The following is a 15583-nucleotide window of genomic DNA, read 5'->3' as shown; positions in this document are numbered from 1 at the left end:
CGCTGATATGATAAATGTACTCAAACAACGGTTGTAACCTAGCTTGAGTGTGATATTGCCGGCTATGAGAGCATTCTGATAAAGCCGGAAATGGATTTGTTCTTTACAGAAGATTTTATACGAGAATGATTCGGGAACTATTATGCGTCTTGGGCTCTTTGCCCAAGACCATCAGTTCTTATTGTTTCTTGTATAATTTCCTGTATTCTGCAGGTGATATGGATTTATACTTCCGGAATATCCGCGATACATTCTTAAAATCATCAAATCCTGCCTGTATTGCGGCATCGGGTAAGTGTTCATCGGTAGTTAACAGTAGTTTTATAAAATGATTGATACGATGATCCAATACACATTGATATATAGATGTACCCACTAAAGCTTTAAATTTTTTCTCAAGAACCCTTCTCGACAAAGGGACAATGTCGACTATATCATTGACAGATATTTTATTGCTGTAGTTTTCATTAATATAATCCAGTATTATCCTTATATGTTCATCCGAAACAGCATATTTATCTGTCGACGATCTGTTCTCTATATACAGGGGTTTGACTACTATATTGAAGGCTTCGTTTATCTCCCCTTTGATATATTTGTCAAGCAATCTAGCCGCCTGGTAGCCGCCATTTTCCACGTCGAGGACAATAGACGATAGAGTAGGAGTGGATAAGTTACATAATAATGTGTCGTTGTCTACACCGAGTATTGCTATTTCGTCAGGTATATTAATATTGTATATGTTGCAGGTTTCCGATATTTGCAGGGCATAATAATCGTCACAGGCGAAAAGGGCAGTCGACTTAGGCAGGGATTGCAGCCATTTCCCCATATATTCTGTATTGTAAAGCCATTCTTTGTTGTCGGGATTTTTGTTTTCCAGTATCTTGCATTTATACCCGGCTTTTTCAATCCTATCCTTATATCCTAATCCTCTCTCTCTCGACCAGATCGCATTGGGATATCCATAGTATGCAAAATTACGGTAACCTTTTGCCAGAAAGAAGTCGGCAGCCATAACACCGGTTTCGTAGTAGTCACCTGTCAGATTCGAAATGGATTTATTCCTGTCGCGATAGTTCTGTACAATAATAGGAATATCCAATGTTTCGAATAATTCGAGATTAACGTCCCGAAGCTGTGCAATTATAGCGTTTGCCTTCCATTTCTTTGCAAAGTCGGCAACACCCGCTTCGCCATACATCATTTGATAATACAGAGGCATTCGCAGGAATGACCATGGTCCTACTTCTCTTGAATAACGAATAATACCTTCCAACAGCCGGCGGCTGTAGCCACTCGAAAAATCTGTCAATACAAGTATCTTTAACATAGTTAGATAGGTTTAGTTTAAAGTGTTTTTATTTATGGTCGATAGGTTGATTGTACAATAGGGCAGATAAAATTTAAGCCAGTTCCAAATCTTAAAAATAATCTAAACATTGTTTAATCGCCAAAATATTCAAATTTAATTTTTATATTTCCAAACAGAAAGCTAAGTAAAGTTATTTATATGCCTCAAACTGATATTTAGACTATAGTAGCAAATACGAAACTATATTATAAGTATAATATGGAGTTTTAGACTTGAAGAAGTATAACGGCTCCACATATTTTTTTATATCAGGCCGGAAATATTCAGTGGCTAAAGATAAAAATAATTTGTAAATGAAATTGATACCTTGATATGGATACCATACTATTAATAGATTATTAACATAAAATTCAAAATACGAAGAAATACCGTTCCTTACTATTTGTATATACCAATCTGTATGGATTTAAATGCCCTGTATTGCAATGAGTTGGTTGTTTGTCGGGATAATGACCTCATTTGCTGTTAAATTTTATATTATCTGTCCTTAATGCCAAAAAGAGTATCCGTAATATTCAGGATGTCTGATAAAATCTGGATAATAAAGGTGTTGTAGTATTACGGATTGATGTTGACGTTTTTTGAGAATAGTAAGGCGTCATTTGAGTTCGGTTTTGGATCAAATAAGATTTTCTTTGTATTTAGTAACTGAGAATCAAATTTAACCTCTATAAAACACATTATCATGAGTACACGACGTGATTTCATAAAAAAGGCAATAGTGAGCACATCAGCTCTTTCGTTCGGAGGAGTATTAAACGGTTTAAGTGCAAAGAGTTATTCCAATATCAACGGGGCAAACGATAAAATACGTGTTGCCGCAATTGGAGTTAATTCGCGGGGAGGGGCCTTGGCAGCGAACTTTGCGAAACAAAAAGGTTGTGAGATAGCCTATATATGCGATGTCGACAGCCGCGCTATCGCCAAATGTTCCGATGCCGTAGCTAAGATTCAGGGATTCAGTCCAAAGGGTGAAAAGGATTTGCGGAAAGTTCTCGAATCGAAAGATGTGGATGCGGTTATCATTGCTACTCCTGACCACTGGCATGCTCCCGCGGCTTTAATGGCGATGCAGGCAGGCAAAGACATATATCTGGAAAAACCATGTAGCTATTGTCCCGAAGAAGGCGAAATACTTATCAATGGTGTAGCAAAGTATAACAGGGTTCTGCAAATGGGTAACCAGAGACGTTCCTGGCCAAATGTACAGGAAGGGATACAGGCAATAAAAGAAGGCATTATCGGTAATGTACACTTCGGGAAGGCATGGTATACCAACAATCGTACTTCGATAGGTATAGGAAAAGAGGTTGCCGTACCCGAGTGGCTCGACTGGGATCTATGGCAGGGGCCTGCGCCACGCGTTGCTTATAAAGATAATATAGTACATTACAACTGGCACTGGTTCTGGCGCTGGGGAACAGCCGAATCTATGAATAACGGCACCCATATGGTCGACATATTGCGTTGGGGTATGGAACTGGAATATCCTACAATGGTGAACTCGGCGGGAGGTCGTTATTTCTTCAGGGATGATTGGGAGACTCCGGATACTCAGGTGATAAATATGGAGTTCGGCAAAAGCAAATCCATGACTTGGGAAGGCCGTAGCTGTAATGGAAGAACCATCGAAGGTAGCAGCGTAGGCTCTATGTTCTACGGGGACAAGGGTAGTATGCTGATTACCGGAAGTGACGGTTACAGAGTTTTCGATATGGATAATAAAGTAGTAAAACAGCAGTATAGCAAGATTGAGATAGATCCGCGCAATCTGATGAATCCTGCCGAAAGTCTGGACGCTTTGCATATAAACAACTTCTTTGATGGTATCAGAAAAGGAGAAAAATTGAATTCGGATATAGTTTCAGGGCATAAGAGTACATTGCTGATGCAGGTCGGTAACATTGCTCAACGCGTAGGGCGGCAGTTGAACATAGACCCGGCAAACGGGCGTATCATGCAGGATACGGACGCGATGAAATACTGGAGTCGCGATTATCAGCCTGGTTGGGAAATGAAACTGTAAATGAGTATTTTTAATCTTTAAATCTTTAAATTTTAAAATCTTGAAATATAAAAATACCCATGAGCCAAATAAACAATCAACAATTAAACAAACGTAATACAACCATTGCAATAGTTATTGTAGGTGCGATGTTCTTTATCTTCGGTTTGGTCTCATGGGTTAATGCGATCCTTATTCCATACTTTAAGATTGCGTGTGAATTGACGCACTTCGAATCCTACTTCGTGGCATTTGCCTTTTATATAGCCTATTTCTGCCTCTCTATTCCATCCGCCCATATATTAAATAAAGTGGGCTATAAACGGGGGATAATGTATGGCTTCTTCTGTATGGCCGTGGGGGCGGCGTTGTTTATCCCTGCTGCCCTTACCCGGACATATGGAATATTCCTCGCCGGATTGTTTGTAATAGGCGCGGGGCTGACGATACTCCAGTCAGCGGCCAATCCTTATATAACGATCGTAGGGCCTATCGAGAGTGCGGCTAAGAGAATAAGTATGATGGGGATATTCAACAAATTCGCGGGTATAGTCTCCCCTCTTATTTTTGCTGCCGTGGTACTGAAGGTTACGGACAGTAGCCTGTTCACCCTCCTGGAATCCGGCACATTGGACGAAGCCTCTAAAAATATGATGCTCGATGACCTTATCCGCAGGGTAATAAAGCCTTACGCTATATTATCCGTAGCTTTATTTTTGTTCGGAGTATTCGTACGCTATTCCGTATTGCCGGAAATCGATCCTGAAGAAAATAATAAAGAAGAGGAGAATTGTACTCACAAGAGAACTTCCATTTTTCAGTTTCCATATCTGATACTGGGTGCTTTTGCTTTGTTCGTTCATGTAGGGACACAGATTATAGCCATTGACACCATTATCAGTTATGCAGGCTCAATGGGTATGAATCTCTTGGAGGCCAAGGCTTTCCCTTCTTATACATTGACGGCGACTATAATCGGCTACATGATAGGAATTGTATTGATCCCAAAATATGTCTCTCAGACAAGGGCATTGCAGGTTTGCTGTACACTCGGTCTGTTACTGTCTTTCGCTATTATCCTTGTAAGTAAGGAAGTTGTTATTCTTGGTCATGAAAGTACTCTTTCCATTTGGTTCTTATGTGCGCTGGGACTGCCCAATGCCCTTATCTATGCCGGCATATGGCCGCTGTCGATAAAAGGATTAGGACGGTTTACAAAGATAGGGTCTTCACTGATGATTATGGGGTTGAGCGGAAATGCGATAATGCCGATAGTTTACGGGAGCTTTGCAGACCTCTGGGATTTGCAACATGCTTACTGGGTATTGATTCCATGCTATATATATCTGATATTCTTTGCTGTATACGGCCATAAGATTCAATCATGGTCTTTGAAACCAAAAATTAAGCGACATTTGATATGAAATACATAAAATATATATTCTGTTTTCTTCCGGTTTTGATTCTAATCACAGCTTGTAATATGCAATCGGGAAATAAGAAATTTAACGGTTCGGAAGGAGAAGTGCGCTTGATCACAGTAGCACCCGCACACTTCCATGCTGCTTTGTTGCAGAAGTCCATGTTGCAGCAACTGAATTACAATGTACAGGTATATGCTCCGAACGGGCCTGAACTCAATAATTATGTGGATCTGATTAATTCATATAACACCCGGGAGAATAATCCGACATATTGGAACCTTAAAGTATATACAGGAGATGATTTCTTCGAAAAAATGCTCTCCGATAAGAGTGGAAATGTTGTAGTGCTGGCCGGAAACAACCAGTTGAAGACTGATTACATACTACGTTCTGTGGGTGCGGGGTTGAATGTTCTTGCCGATAAACCGATGGCAATAGATAAAGCTTCTTTCGAACAATTGAAAGAAGCATTTATACTTTCTGCAAAGAATGATGTACTTTTGTATGATATCATGACCGAACGCTATAATTTTATCAATATACTGAACAGGGTTCTTATGCAGGACAAAGAACTCTTTGGCACGATAACCAAAGGTACGCCGGAAAATCCCGGAGTAGAGATGGAAAGCGTGCACCACTTCTTCAAGATTGTCTCAGGCACACCGCTCACCCGTCCTGCATGGTATTACGATGTAGAGCAGCAGGGTGAAGGGATTGTGGATGTTACCACACATCTGATTGATATCGTCAACTGGAAATGTTTCCCTGAAGTCGCACTCGATTATAAAAAAGATGTAAAAGTAACGGATGCCAGCCATTGGGCAACACCTGTCACTTTAGAGCAATTCCGTCGTTCTACAAAGGCAGAGCAATTTCCGGATTATTTGAATAAATATGTAAAAGACTCTGTATTATACGTTAATGCTAACGGAACGATCAATTATCAGGTAAAAGGCGTGAATGTCGGCATAAAAGTTGTGTGGGACTATCAGGCACCGGAGGGTACCGGAGATACGCATAAGACAATTATTAACGGGACCAAAGCGGTACTGTTGGTACTACAGGGGAAAGAGCAAGATTATAAATCCCGGCTTTATGTCAAAAAAGGAGCAGAAGCTACCGAAAGCGATTTCCGGAGGAATATTGAAAGGGCCATCAATGACCTGAAAAATATTTATCCCGTATCGCTCAAAGAAGCATATGACGGCATGTTGGAGATAGAAATATCTCCGAGTATGGATGACGGCCACGAAGCGCACTTCTCGAAAGTAGCGGAGAAATACTTCAACTTTCTGATTACACGTGAAATGCCCGATTGGGAAGTACCCAATATGCTGGTAAAATATTATATAACAACTACTGCTCTCGAACTTGCTAAAGAAAAAGATTCGGTGCATTGAGGCAATAAAAGAGATGATATTTAAAAAAACAATATAGACGATGAAAACACAAAATTTATCTCGCAGAGATTTCCTGAAGAATATGGGTGTAGTAGGAGGGGGCGGACTTCTGTTATCTTCTTTACCGTTACTGCATGCATATGCCCTTAAAAAAGAGAAGGATGTGGCCGGATCTAAAGCCCGGCTTGCAATTATCGGAACGGGTTCGAGGGGAATGTATCACATTAATCATCTATTGCGGATTCCTCATGCTGAAATAGTGGCTATATGTGACATTTACCAGCCTCACTTGGATAATGCGGCAAAGCTATGCCCAAAGGCAAAGCAATATAAAGATTACAACGAAGCGATTAATGCCGCAGATGTCGATGGTATCCTGATCTCTACCCCGCTTCATCAGCATGCACCTATTTCTATTGCCGGACTTAAAGCCGGAAAGCATGTATTTTGCGAAAAATCGATGGCAAGAACTATCGAACAGTGTAAAGAGATGTATGAGGTTTATAAAGAAAGCGGCAAAGTCTTATACATTGGGCTACAACGCTTGTTTGACCCTAAATACCTGAAAGCTCTGGAGCTCATACAAAACGGTACAATTGGCGAGATCGTAGGGCTTCGCAATTTCTGGTATAGGAATAACGACTGGCGTAGACCTGTACCTGAACCATCGTTGGAGAAACAGATAAACTGGCGTTTATACAGGGAGTCTTCGGGCGGTTTGATGACTGAACTTGCTTCGCATCAGCTACAGATGGGCACTTGGGTAAATAAGTCCCTGCCTGACTATATTACAGGTTTCGGAGATATCCTTTTCTGGAAAGACGGACGAGAAGTTTACGACAGCGTAAGCGTTATTTACCATTATTCCAACGGGTTGCGTATGACATTCGAATCCATTATCTCGAATAAGCATTACGGAATGGATGAGCAGGTACTCGGTCATAAGGGTACACTCGAACTGGCTCAGGGGCTGCTATATATGGAAAATCCAAAACCGGCGCCGGGAATACAACAACTGATAAATCAGATAGAACATAAGGTATTCGACAGTATACCGTTTGCCGGTCCCAGCTGGGTGCCTGAAACCGCATCTAAAGCTTTAGGCGAGCCTATTTTAGATAATATCCAGACACACGACGGGTCTAACACTACAGGCGCTGCAGTAGATGATGGTTCATTGGCTCTTGTATCGGCTTATTGTACTTCTGTCATCACCGGAGAATCTATGCCGATGCTGGTAGAGGAAGCATATTATGCATCCGTTCTGGCCCTGTTGGGAAATAAAGCGATGGAAGAGCGTTCTGTAATCGAGTTTCCTAAAGAATACGAAATACCTTACTTATAATTAGACACTGATATGAAAGATATAAAATTTAAAATAACAGCAAAAAGGCAACGGACAGAGTTAATCATATGGGGAGCGTGTTTTGTATTCGCTTTCTTATTGAATGTATATTCCATTATTGCTTTTGATACGGAATGGAAAGAACTCTATACACAATTGTTATGGGTGCTGAGTCTGAGTATAGGTTTCTATTTCTTCATCCTGTTTTTCCGGTTGTTATACTGGCTGATCCGTAGTATAATCCGTAAGAAATCAACTAATAAAACGACTGAATAATGAGATTGATATTGTTTGCATTTCTGATTTTTTCCTTTTGTCCGGTTGGTGTATTTGCCCGGGGGTCAAAGAATCTTGAAAATGGCGACAAATCCATTGTAGTCAAACCTGAAGATTTTGAAGGAAAGAATATATCTGAAAAAATTTCTAATGCCCTCAGTTTTCTGAAAGAGTGTGACGGTGGCACTATTTTGTTCAAAGATGATGATGTTTACCTTATCACAGAAGCTATTGTTCTGCCATCCAATACGACGATGATAGTCGACGGGTGCAAAATTAAACTGGCAGACCAGATTTTCGATAATATCATCCGCTCCGGTAATCTTGATATAGATGAACAGAATCCGAATAGCTATGTAAAACAGTTATTACCTGCTAAGAATATCAAGATTATAGGTAAGAACGGGGCTGTAATCGAAGGTGCTGAAAATTTTTACGAAGGAGTTAATCCCAAAACAGGTGTCAGAGAAAAATGGCTGGGCGATTATTGGGGATGGAGAAACTTCACTATATTATTTTCTTATGTAGATGGTTTCGAAATATCCGGACTGAAAGTCCAGAAAACACACAGCTGGGGTATTGTCCTGACCAACGGATGCAAGAACGGCCATGTCAACAATCTCGAGTTACACACGACTGTAAAAAACGGGGACGGGGTCAGTATAATACAAGGAGGGTCCGATATTCTGATTGAGAACATTACAGGGGAAACGTCCGACGACTCAATTATTCTGGCTGCCTTCGATGAATCGAGATGGAGCAATAATAAATATGTATTCCCTTTGTTGCCAGTCAGATATTCCGATTATTCTTATGGTGGAGACATACATGACATTACCTGCCGCAATATTGAAACATCGGGTATACACCATGTGATGATTCTTCTCCCTTCGCAGCCGAAGATATACAATATTTATTGTTCCAATATCAGCGATGGTCCCAAAGGCGGAAAAAGAAAAGTCATGCGTATTTACGGGAACGGACAATACGGACAAGGTTTCAAGCCCGGGAACATGTATAATATCTATATGAACGACATTATCTCTTATAAAGCGGATATAGCTCTGGAATTTCTCGCGCCTGTCCATAATTCGCATTTTAATAAGATTACTCAACTTAATCCGGTCGGAAAAGATGTCCGGACTGACCCGGAGAATGTCAACGTAAGAATAACGAATTTGATAAAGTAGCGGATTCAATTTTATTCGTTCAAATATTTTGTTCTTTTCGGCATTGTCCAAAGCGAGCCGGAATATGGCGTCCCGTTCCTCAAAGTTTATTCACAGGAGAGATTCAGCTCCGTTTCTGAAGGGCTTCGGGAGATTTTTCATAAGTCAACAAGCCTGCAATATCTATCGACCGGATCTCTGTATAAGAAAAAAACAGACCATGAATAACGATAAAAAATATAGACTATATTTTGTTTCTTTCCTGATATTCTTGATGTCAGGTGCAGGCATATCGGCCCAGAATATTTCTGAAAATTACACTATAACTTTGCCTGTAGACATAGCAAAAGTTAATGACAAGACTATAAAAACAAGCTGTAAATCAGCTTCTCTGAAAACGAAATATGTGGCATTGAAAGACGGAGTAAGCGAGAGAGTCAGTAATGATACCGAAGCGGGAGCGGATATTATATATGTCATAAATGTTCCCGAAGCCGGGAAGTACAGGATATTTGCTGATGTGGTGAGAGAGGAGGAGATTAAGCCGGGAATGACAGTCGAGACCCGGTTGGTTAAACTTCAGATAGATAATCAGCGTATAACAAGACGAATAGTGTCCAATCTTCATGAATATTCGGGGCATGATCTCGGTACATTCAATCTCAAACCGGGACAGGAATTGAAAATATGGCTTCCCGAAAAAATCTTTTTCGAAGCGATCAGAATAAAAACATATATTCCGGAAAAGGTTCCTGCCGGGGCAGCAGCTTACACACCAACTATAACACCTCCTGCAAGCCATCCACGGCTATGGGTTAACAAAGATAACTTGTCCGAAGTCAGAGAACGATTGACCAAAGGCGAGAACCTTGCTATATGGCAGGAAGTGGAGGAAACAGCTAAAAAACCGTTCCGTTTTGAGTTCGATATACGGAAAGAAGTATTTCATAATAATGAGTTGGAAGACGTAGCAATTATCAAGGCTTTTTATTATCTCATGACCGGTGACCGTGCTGTTGGCTATGAAGTGGTTCGCCTGATGACCGGTTACTTATCAGTCCTTGAGTACGGGAATGTCAGGCATGGTGATATCACTAGGGAGATAGGTAAATCTATCTATACGGCAGCGCTTACATATGATTGGTGTTATGACCTGCTGAACGAAGATGATAAGCAGGCACTCTATGAGAATATGATGCGGCTTGCCCCCGATATGGAAATCAGCTGGCCTCCCTTTAAAGAAAACATTGTAAACGGGCATGCCAGTGAAGCGCAGGTTAACAGAGATTTATTGGCAATGAGCATCGCTATATACGATAAGAACCCGGAACCCTATAAATATACATCTTATCTGATGCTTGAAAAGGTAATTCCGATGCGGGCGTTCGAATACCAGTCGCCCCGCCATAACCAAGGGTTTGACTATGGGGCATACAGGCATGGTTGGGAAATGCATGCGGCGTGGATGTTTTACCGGATGACAGGGAGCCGTATATTCAATGATAATATTTCCGGCCTTAGAAAATACTGGGTCTATATGCAGTTACCAAATGGAGGCAGGTTATCGGATGGGGATAAATTCTCAAAAACTCATGTATCTTATCCGGAGACTTTATTACTGGATTATGCATATGCAAACGATCCCGTAACAAAAGGAGAATTTGAGCGCCATGGCGGCCTCTCCCGGGCTAAAGATAATCCTGTACTTTTCCTTCTGGTAAACGATCCTGACCTTAAAGCAAATTCAAGTCTGGAATCACTTCCGTTGACGATAGATTTTGGTGCCGTTCTGGGAGGGATGATTGCCCGTACAGGATGGAATATGGGTAAAGAAAGTAATGATGTAGTTGCTGAAATAAAAGGTGGCGGTTATCATTTCGGGAATCATCAGCATGCCAATGCAGGATCTTTCCAGATTTATTATCGCGGACAACAAATAGCCGACCTTGGTATATACCGGGCTTATGGTACACCCTATGACTTTAATTTCTACAAAAGGTCGGTAGCTCACAGTATGATGTTGGTTAAAGACCCTGACGAAAAGTTAGAGCACAGGACAACAATTAATGATGGAGGAAGCCGTTTCAACCAAAGGACTCCAAGAACTCCCCATGAAACGAAAACAGACCCGTGGTTCGATTATGGAACTGTACTTTCCTCAGATTTTGAAGCTAATACTCAAAAACCGTCATATAGTTATTTCAAAGCGGATCTCACAGCTGCTTATTATAGCAAAGTGAGTAATTATACCCGTAGCTTCTGCTTCCTGAATCTGAACAGAGAGGATATTCCGGCAGCTGTCATAGTTGCTGACGATCTGATTACATCTAAGGACAGTTTCGAAAAGTATTGGAAAGTTAATACATTGAATAAGCCTGACTATTCGGATATCGGCGTCATATTACACAATAGCGTAGATGATATTATAGGTAGGACTCATCTGAATGTGTTACTTCCGTTGCCGGAAGAACGGGAAATAGAGATATCCAGTCTGAAGGATTCTTCAGGCATATTAGGCCCGCAGTATCAGATAAAATCGGCTTTGCCTGAAACAGATGGCTATCAGGTTGTTGTATATCCCAGGGAGAATAAAAAAAATAGCCGCTTTCTTACAATTCTTCAAATGGCGGCAGATAATACTGAACCATTACCTGTAGACTTCAGGGAAGAAGACAATCAATATATTATCTCTCTACAAGACCGGATGGTGTGTATGAGCGCAGATTACAAACAGATACAGAAGCCATTTACTTTAATCGTAAATAAGGATGTTGAGTCTCAAATCCTGATTGCTGATTTAAAACCTGGTTTCTGGTATGTTTGTGACAAAGAAAAAAATATTGACCTCAACTTCAAGGTTGAACCGGGAAAAAATACAATTTTCTTCAAAGGTGGGAGAGGTGAATATTATATTGCTCCGGGACGAAAGTACGAGCTCACTAAATAGAACCATAATTGCTTTATTATACGATAAGATCAATTGTAGTAAATGCCCTCTTAATACATTGTATGCCAGGTGTGGCATAAACCCGGCACTCTTGTATCCCTGTACAGTTTTACGATCGTTGAATAGCTTTTCCTGATATCCCTAATGCAGATTCAAGCATAAATTCAGAATGACGTAATATGAGGATTCTTTAACTCGAATGTGACATTATGAAAATGAAAGAATAGATATTTTTGTTTATAGTGCAAAGGGATATGTAAGTTTAGCTGTAGTTCTTGAAAAATCATGATTTTCATGAATTAAACTCGTTAAAATATTAATGTCAGTATTGAAAGATAGGTGTATAATAGACTGCTTTTTCATCCATTATTGAATTGACATTCATATTGAATAGTAAATAAAATGTTACTATAAACTCTAATAATTATGAAATAAGAAAGATGTTTGAGAATGGTGGCATCCTTAGATAATACAGAATTACTGGCTGTAAAAGATGTCATTCTAGTTTGAAAAACCAACGTATAATTGAAAAACCTTATAAAATGAAAAACCGAAAGAAACTTATTTTATGGGCATTTATTTGCTCTGTGATGTTGGGGTTGTCCAATATTACTGCATATGCATATACTCATGATGGAGTGGAAAATGGTAGTAAAACACAAGAGTTACCACCCGCTCCGGCACAGCAGAAAAAAATACAAGGTATTGTTAAGGATCAACAGGGTGAGCCGCTTATAGGAGCGAGCGTTACAGTAAAAGGTACAACCAATGCCACTATGACTGACACTGATGGAAAATTTTCGTTAACTGTAAATCCGGGTTCAGTAATAGTTGTCACATATCTTGGTTACCACTCGAAGGAGATCACAGTTGGATCAAGTAATGACTATGATATTGAGTTGATAGAAAACTCTCATATGATCGATGATGTCATCGTTGTCGGTTATGGCACAATGAAAAAGCAGAATCTTACCGGTGCCGTATCGGCAGTTAAGTTTGATGAAGCCTTGTCGAGCCGTCCTACTATGAATCTGTCTTCCGCGTTGACCGGACTGAGCGCAGGATTGAATATCTCGCAGTTATCGGGAACGCCCGGTGCAGAGGATGTCAATATATTGGTGAGAGGTAGAGGAACTATGAACGATGCTTCACCATTGGTTATTATTGATGGAGTTCCGGGAGCATTGAATGATGTCAACCCGAATGATGTAGAAAGTGTATCCATACTAAAAGACGCATCATCATCTGCCATTTATGGTTCCAGGGCAGCTAATGGGGTAATATTAGTCACTACAAAAAGAGGGAGCGAAGGCAAAGTTAATGTTACCTACAGTGGTTATGTCGGTTGGCAGAAAGCCGCTAAAACAATAGATTTTATAAACGATATGGCTACCCACATGGAATTAGTCAATGAAGCGGAAGGCCGCGAAAAATATCCGGTTGCTCTGATAGAACAATGGAGAACGGAATCTGCGGCTGGCAATCCTCTTTATCCGAATACCAATTGGTATGAGGAAATGCTGAATACGTCTGTGGTGACAGAACATAATCTGACAGTGCGGGGAGGGGGTAAAAATACGAATTTTTCCATGTCTCTCGGATATCTTGACAATAAAGGTATTATCGATAACTCAGGCTATAAGAAATATTCTTTCCGTATCAATGTTGATTCGAAAGTTACAAACTGGCTCGATATGGGAGGAAATGTTTATGGTTCCTGGTCAGACAGGGACCCTATCAATGTAACCAGCTTTTATGATAATATCAGAAATACCACGCCCGGAGTTATTCCTCAATATGAAGATGGACGCTATGGAGGAACAATGTTTGAAAACTTTCCGCGTGTAGGGAATCCCAGAGCATATATCGATAACATAAGAGGTAATTATGAAAGACAAAAGCTAGGATTAAAGGCTTATGCGAAAATAAAATTCCTGAAATATCTGGAGTGGGAAAACAGCTTTGGGTTCAATTATGACAACAGGTATAATTGGGAGTATACAAGACCATACTCGTTATGGAATTTTCAGACAGGCTATGAATATCAGGCAAGTTCTAACGTAGATAAGCTATTCAATGGAACCCGCAGAGACTATACAACTGTACTGAACTCTTTATTACGCTTTAATTATTCTTTGAATAAAGAACACAATTTTGCAGTAATGCTCGGTTTCGACCAGCAGTACAACCGTATGGATAGGTTTGATGCAAGAAAAGGTGACATATTGGGAGATGATGCCATCTATATCATGGATGCCGGTGTTGAGAATGAATCAATCACAGGAAACGGGACAGATGATGCCCTCAGATCGTATTTCGGACGTATCAACTACGATTATAAAGGTAAATATCTATTCGAAGCAAATGCCCGGTATGATGGTTCTTCACGGTTTCACAAAGATAACAGGTGGGGATTCTTCCCTTCATTCTCCGGAGGATGGAGACTGACTGAAGAATCATTTGCCCAACCATTAAAGAACATTTTTGATGACGTGAAGATCAGAGGTTCATGGGGAAAACTCGGGAACAACAGGATTGGTGACTATGGTTACCAGGTGGTATATGGCTCCCTTCTTTATCCGTTCGGGGGCCAGCTTCAACAAGGTGTAGCTCCGAAAGAACTGGCTAATAGCAAGATCAAATGGGAAACTACCACTATGACTAATATCGGTTTGGATTTGGTCCTATTGAAGAACAGATTATCATTAAGCGCCGAGTATTATAATAAAAGTACAACCGACCTATTGACTACAATTCCAATTCCTCTGGTGTTTGGGAATTTCACCCCGCCTTGGCAAAATATCGCAGAGATGTCAAATAAAGGTCTGGAATTCCAACTGAATTATCATGGAAACATAGGGAAAGATTTTACTTATAGTGTTAGTGGGAACTTATCAACAATCAGCAATGAAGTAACAAAATATAATGGGGATAAGTTAATCAGTGGTGCTACTATAACACAAGAAGGTAAGCCTTACCAGAGTTTTTATGTGTTGGAATTTGACAGAATCCTGCAGACCCAGGAAGAAATAGATCAGTTGGTAGCGGATGGCTATAAGTTTGGCAGCGATATAGGTGGTACACCTAAACCCGGTGATATGCTATATAAGGATTCGAATGGAGATAAAACATTCAATCTGGAAGATCGTGTAGTTAAAGATTATTCTTCATTACCTAAAATGACTTATGGAATTAATATCAGCGCAGCATATAAAGATATTGATCTTAATATAGTAGGACAAGGTGTTAGTGGAGCCAGAGGGTATTGGGGAAATGACGGATTTAATACATTCAATATAAATGAAGGCTTCCTTCAAAGGGCTGAGATTTTAAATCGCTGGACACCGGAGAATCCATCTACCGAATATCCACGTCTGCTGACATCGGGATCTGCACTAAATACAGCATACAGTGATTACTGGCTATACAATACATCATACTTTAGGATAAAATCGATACAGCTGGGATATACTCTGCCTAAAAAGTTAACCTCTAAGTTTATGGTTGAAAGATTGAGAGTGTATACGAACCTCGAAAATTATTTCACATTTACGAGTTTTGATGGCTACAATCCGGAAAACCCAAGTATGGCATACCCTCTGATGAAGCAATGGGTTATTGGTTTAAATGTAACATTTTAAA

9 protein-coding genes are annotated in these 15583 nt (G+C 40.3%); 8 read left to right on the top strand and 1 reads right to left on the bottom strand.

What is annotated here, in order from left to right; all coding sequences use genetic code 11:
* Positions 1-178: 178 nt before the first annotated feature.
* Positions 179-1333 (bottom strand): XylR family transcriptional regulator, encoded by a 1155-nt coding sequence (locus tag B3317_RS03885; protein WP_291108826.1) that lies wholly within the window; start codon positions 1331-1333, stop codon positions 179-181.
* A gap of 727 nt (positions 1334-2060) precedes the next feature.
* Here B3317_RS03885 and B3317_RS03880 point away from each other — a divergent pair.
* From B3317_RS03880 to B3317_RS03845, 8 genes are all read left to right on the top strand, one after another.
* Positions 2061-3401 (top strand): Gfo/Idh/MocA family protein, encoded by a 1341-nt coding sequence (locus B3317_RS03880; protein WP_291108824.1) that lies wholly within the window; start codon positions 2061-2063, stop codon positions 3399-3401.
* Between the two features lie 59 nt (positions 3402-3460).
* Positions 3461-4804 carry a sugar MFS transporter gene (locus tag B3317_RS03875; protein WP_291108822.1) on the top strand — a complete coding sequence of 448 codons (1344 nt, stop codon included), beginning with the start codon at positions 3461-3463 and terminating at the stop codon, positions 4802-4804.
* On the top strand, positions 4801-6204 hold the full coding sequence (locus tag B3317_RS03870) for a putative oxidoreductase C-terminal domain-containing protein (protein WP_291108820.1): 1404 nt from the start codon (positions 4801-4803) through the stop codon (positions 6202-6204). Before B3317_RS03875 ends, B3317_RS03870 begins: the two co-directional genes overlap by 4 nt.
* A 40-nt stretch (positions 6205-6244) precedes the next feature.
* Positions 6245-7549: a Gfo/Idh/MocA family protein gene (locus tag B3317_RS03865; protein ID WP_291108818.1), complete on the top strand. Its 1305-nt coding sequence runs from the start codon at positions 6245-6247 to the stop codon at positions 7547-7549.
* A gap of 12 nt (positions 7550-7561) precedes the next feature.
* Positions 7562-7825, top strand: a complete 264-nt coding sequence (locus B3317_RS03860) for a hypothetical protein (protein ID WP_291108816.1) — start codon at positions 7562-7564, stop codon at positions 7823-7825.
* Positions 7825-9015: a hypothetical protein gene (locus B3317_RS03855; protein ID WP_291108815.1), complete on the top strand. Its 1191-nt coding sequence runs from the start codon at positions 7825-7827 to the stop codon at positions 9013-9015. Before B3317_RS03860 ends, B3317_RS03855 begins: the two co-directional genes overlap by 1 nt.
* 199 nt (positions 9016-9214) lie before the next feature.
* On the top strand, positions 9215-11941 hold the full coding sequence (locus tag B3317_RS03850; RefSeq protein WP_291108813.1) for a hypothetical protein: 2727 nt from the start codon (positions 9215-9217) through the stop codon (positions 11939-11941).
* A gap of 542 nt (positions 11942-12483) precedes the next feature.
* Positions 12484-15582, top strand: a complete 3099-nt coding sequence (locus B3317_RS03845; RefSeq protein WP_291108811.1) for a SusC/RagA family TonB-linked outer membrane protein — start codon at positions 12484-12486, stop codon at positions 15580-15582.
* The last annotated feature ends 1 nt before the right edge of the window (position 15583 follow it).

This window comes from Dysgonomonas sp. UBA7710 (genome assembly GCF_002482385.1).
Lineage (GTDB): Bacteria > Bacteroidota > Bacteroidia > Bacteroidales > Dysgonomonadaceae > Dysgonomonas.
The sequence above is the reverse complement of the archived record's forward strand: the minus strand, read 5'-3'. Positions and strand labels throughout refer to the sequence as shown.

Bases quoted from the DNA above. Each gene is read 5' to 3' on its own strand.
- B3317_RS03880 (WP_291108824.1), top strand. From the start codon at position 2,061: ATGAGTACACGACGTGATTTCATAAAAAAGGCAATAGTGAGCACATCA.
- B3317_RS03855 (WP_291108815.1), top strand. From the start codon at position 7,825: ATGAGATTGATATTGTTTGCATTTCTGATTTTTTCCTTTTGTCCGGTT.
- B3317_RS03845 (WP_291108811.1), top strand. From the start codon at position 12,484: ATGAAAAACCGAAAGAAACTTATTTTATGGGCATTTATTTGCTCTGTG.
- B3317_RS03865 (WP_291108818.1), top strand. From the start codon at position 6,245: ATGAAAACACAAAATTTATCTCGCAGAGATTTCCTGAAGAATATGGGT.
- B3317_RS03860 (WP_291108816.1), top strand. From the start codon at position 7,562: ATGAAAGATATAAAATTTAAAATAACAGCAAAAAGGCAACGGACAGAG.
- B3317_RS03870 (WP_291108820.1), top strand. From the start codon at position 4,801: ATGAAATACATAAAATATATATTCTGTTTTCTTCCGGTTTTGATTCTA.
- B3317_RS03885 (WP_291108826.1), bottom strand. From the start codon at position 1,333: ATGTTAAAGATACTTGTATTGACAGATTTTTCGAGTGGCTACAGCCGC.
- B3317_RS03875 (WP_291108822.1), top strand. From the start codon at position 3,461: ATGAGCCAAATAAACAATCAACAATTAAACAAACGTAATACAACCATT.
- B3317_RS03850 (WP_291108813.1), top strand. From the start codon at position 9,215: ATGAATAACGATAAAAAATATAGACTATATTTTGTTTCTTTCCTGATA.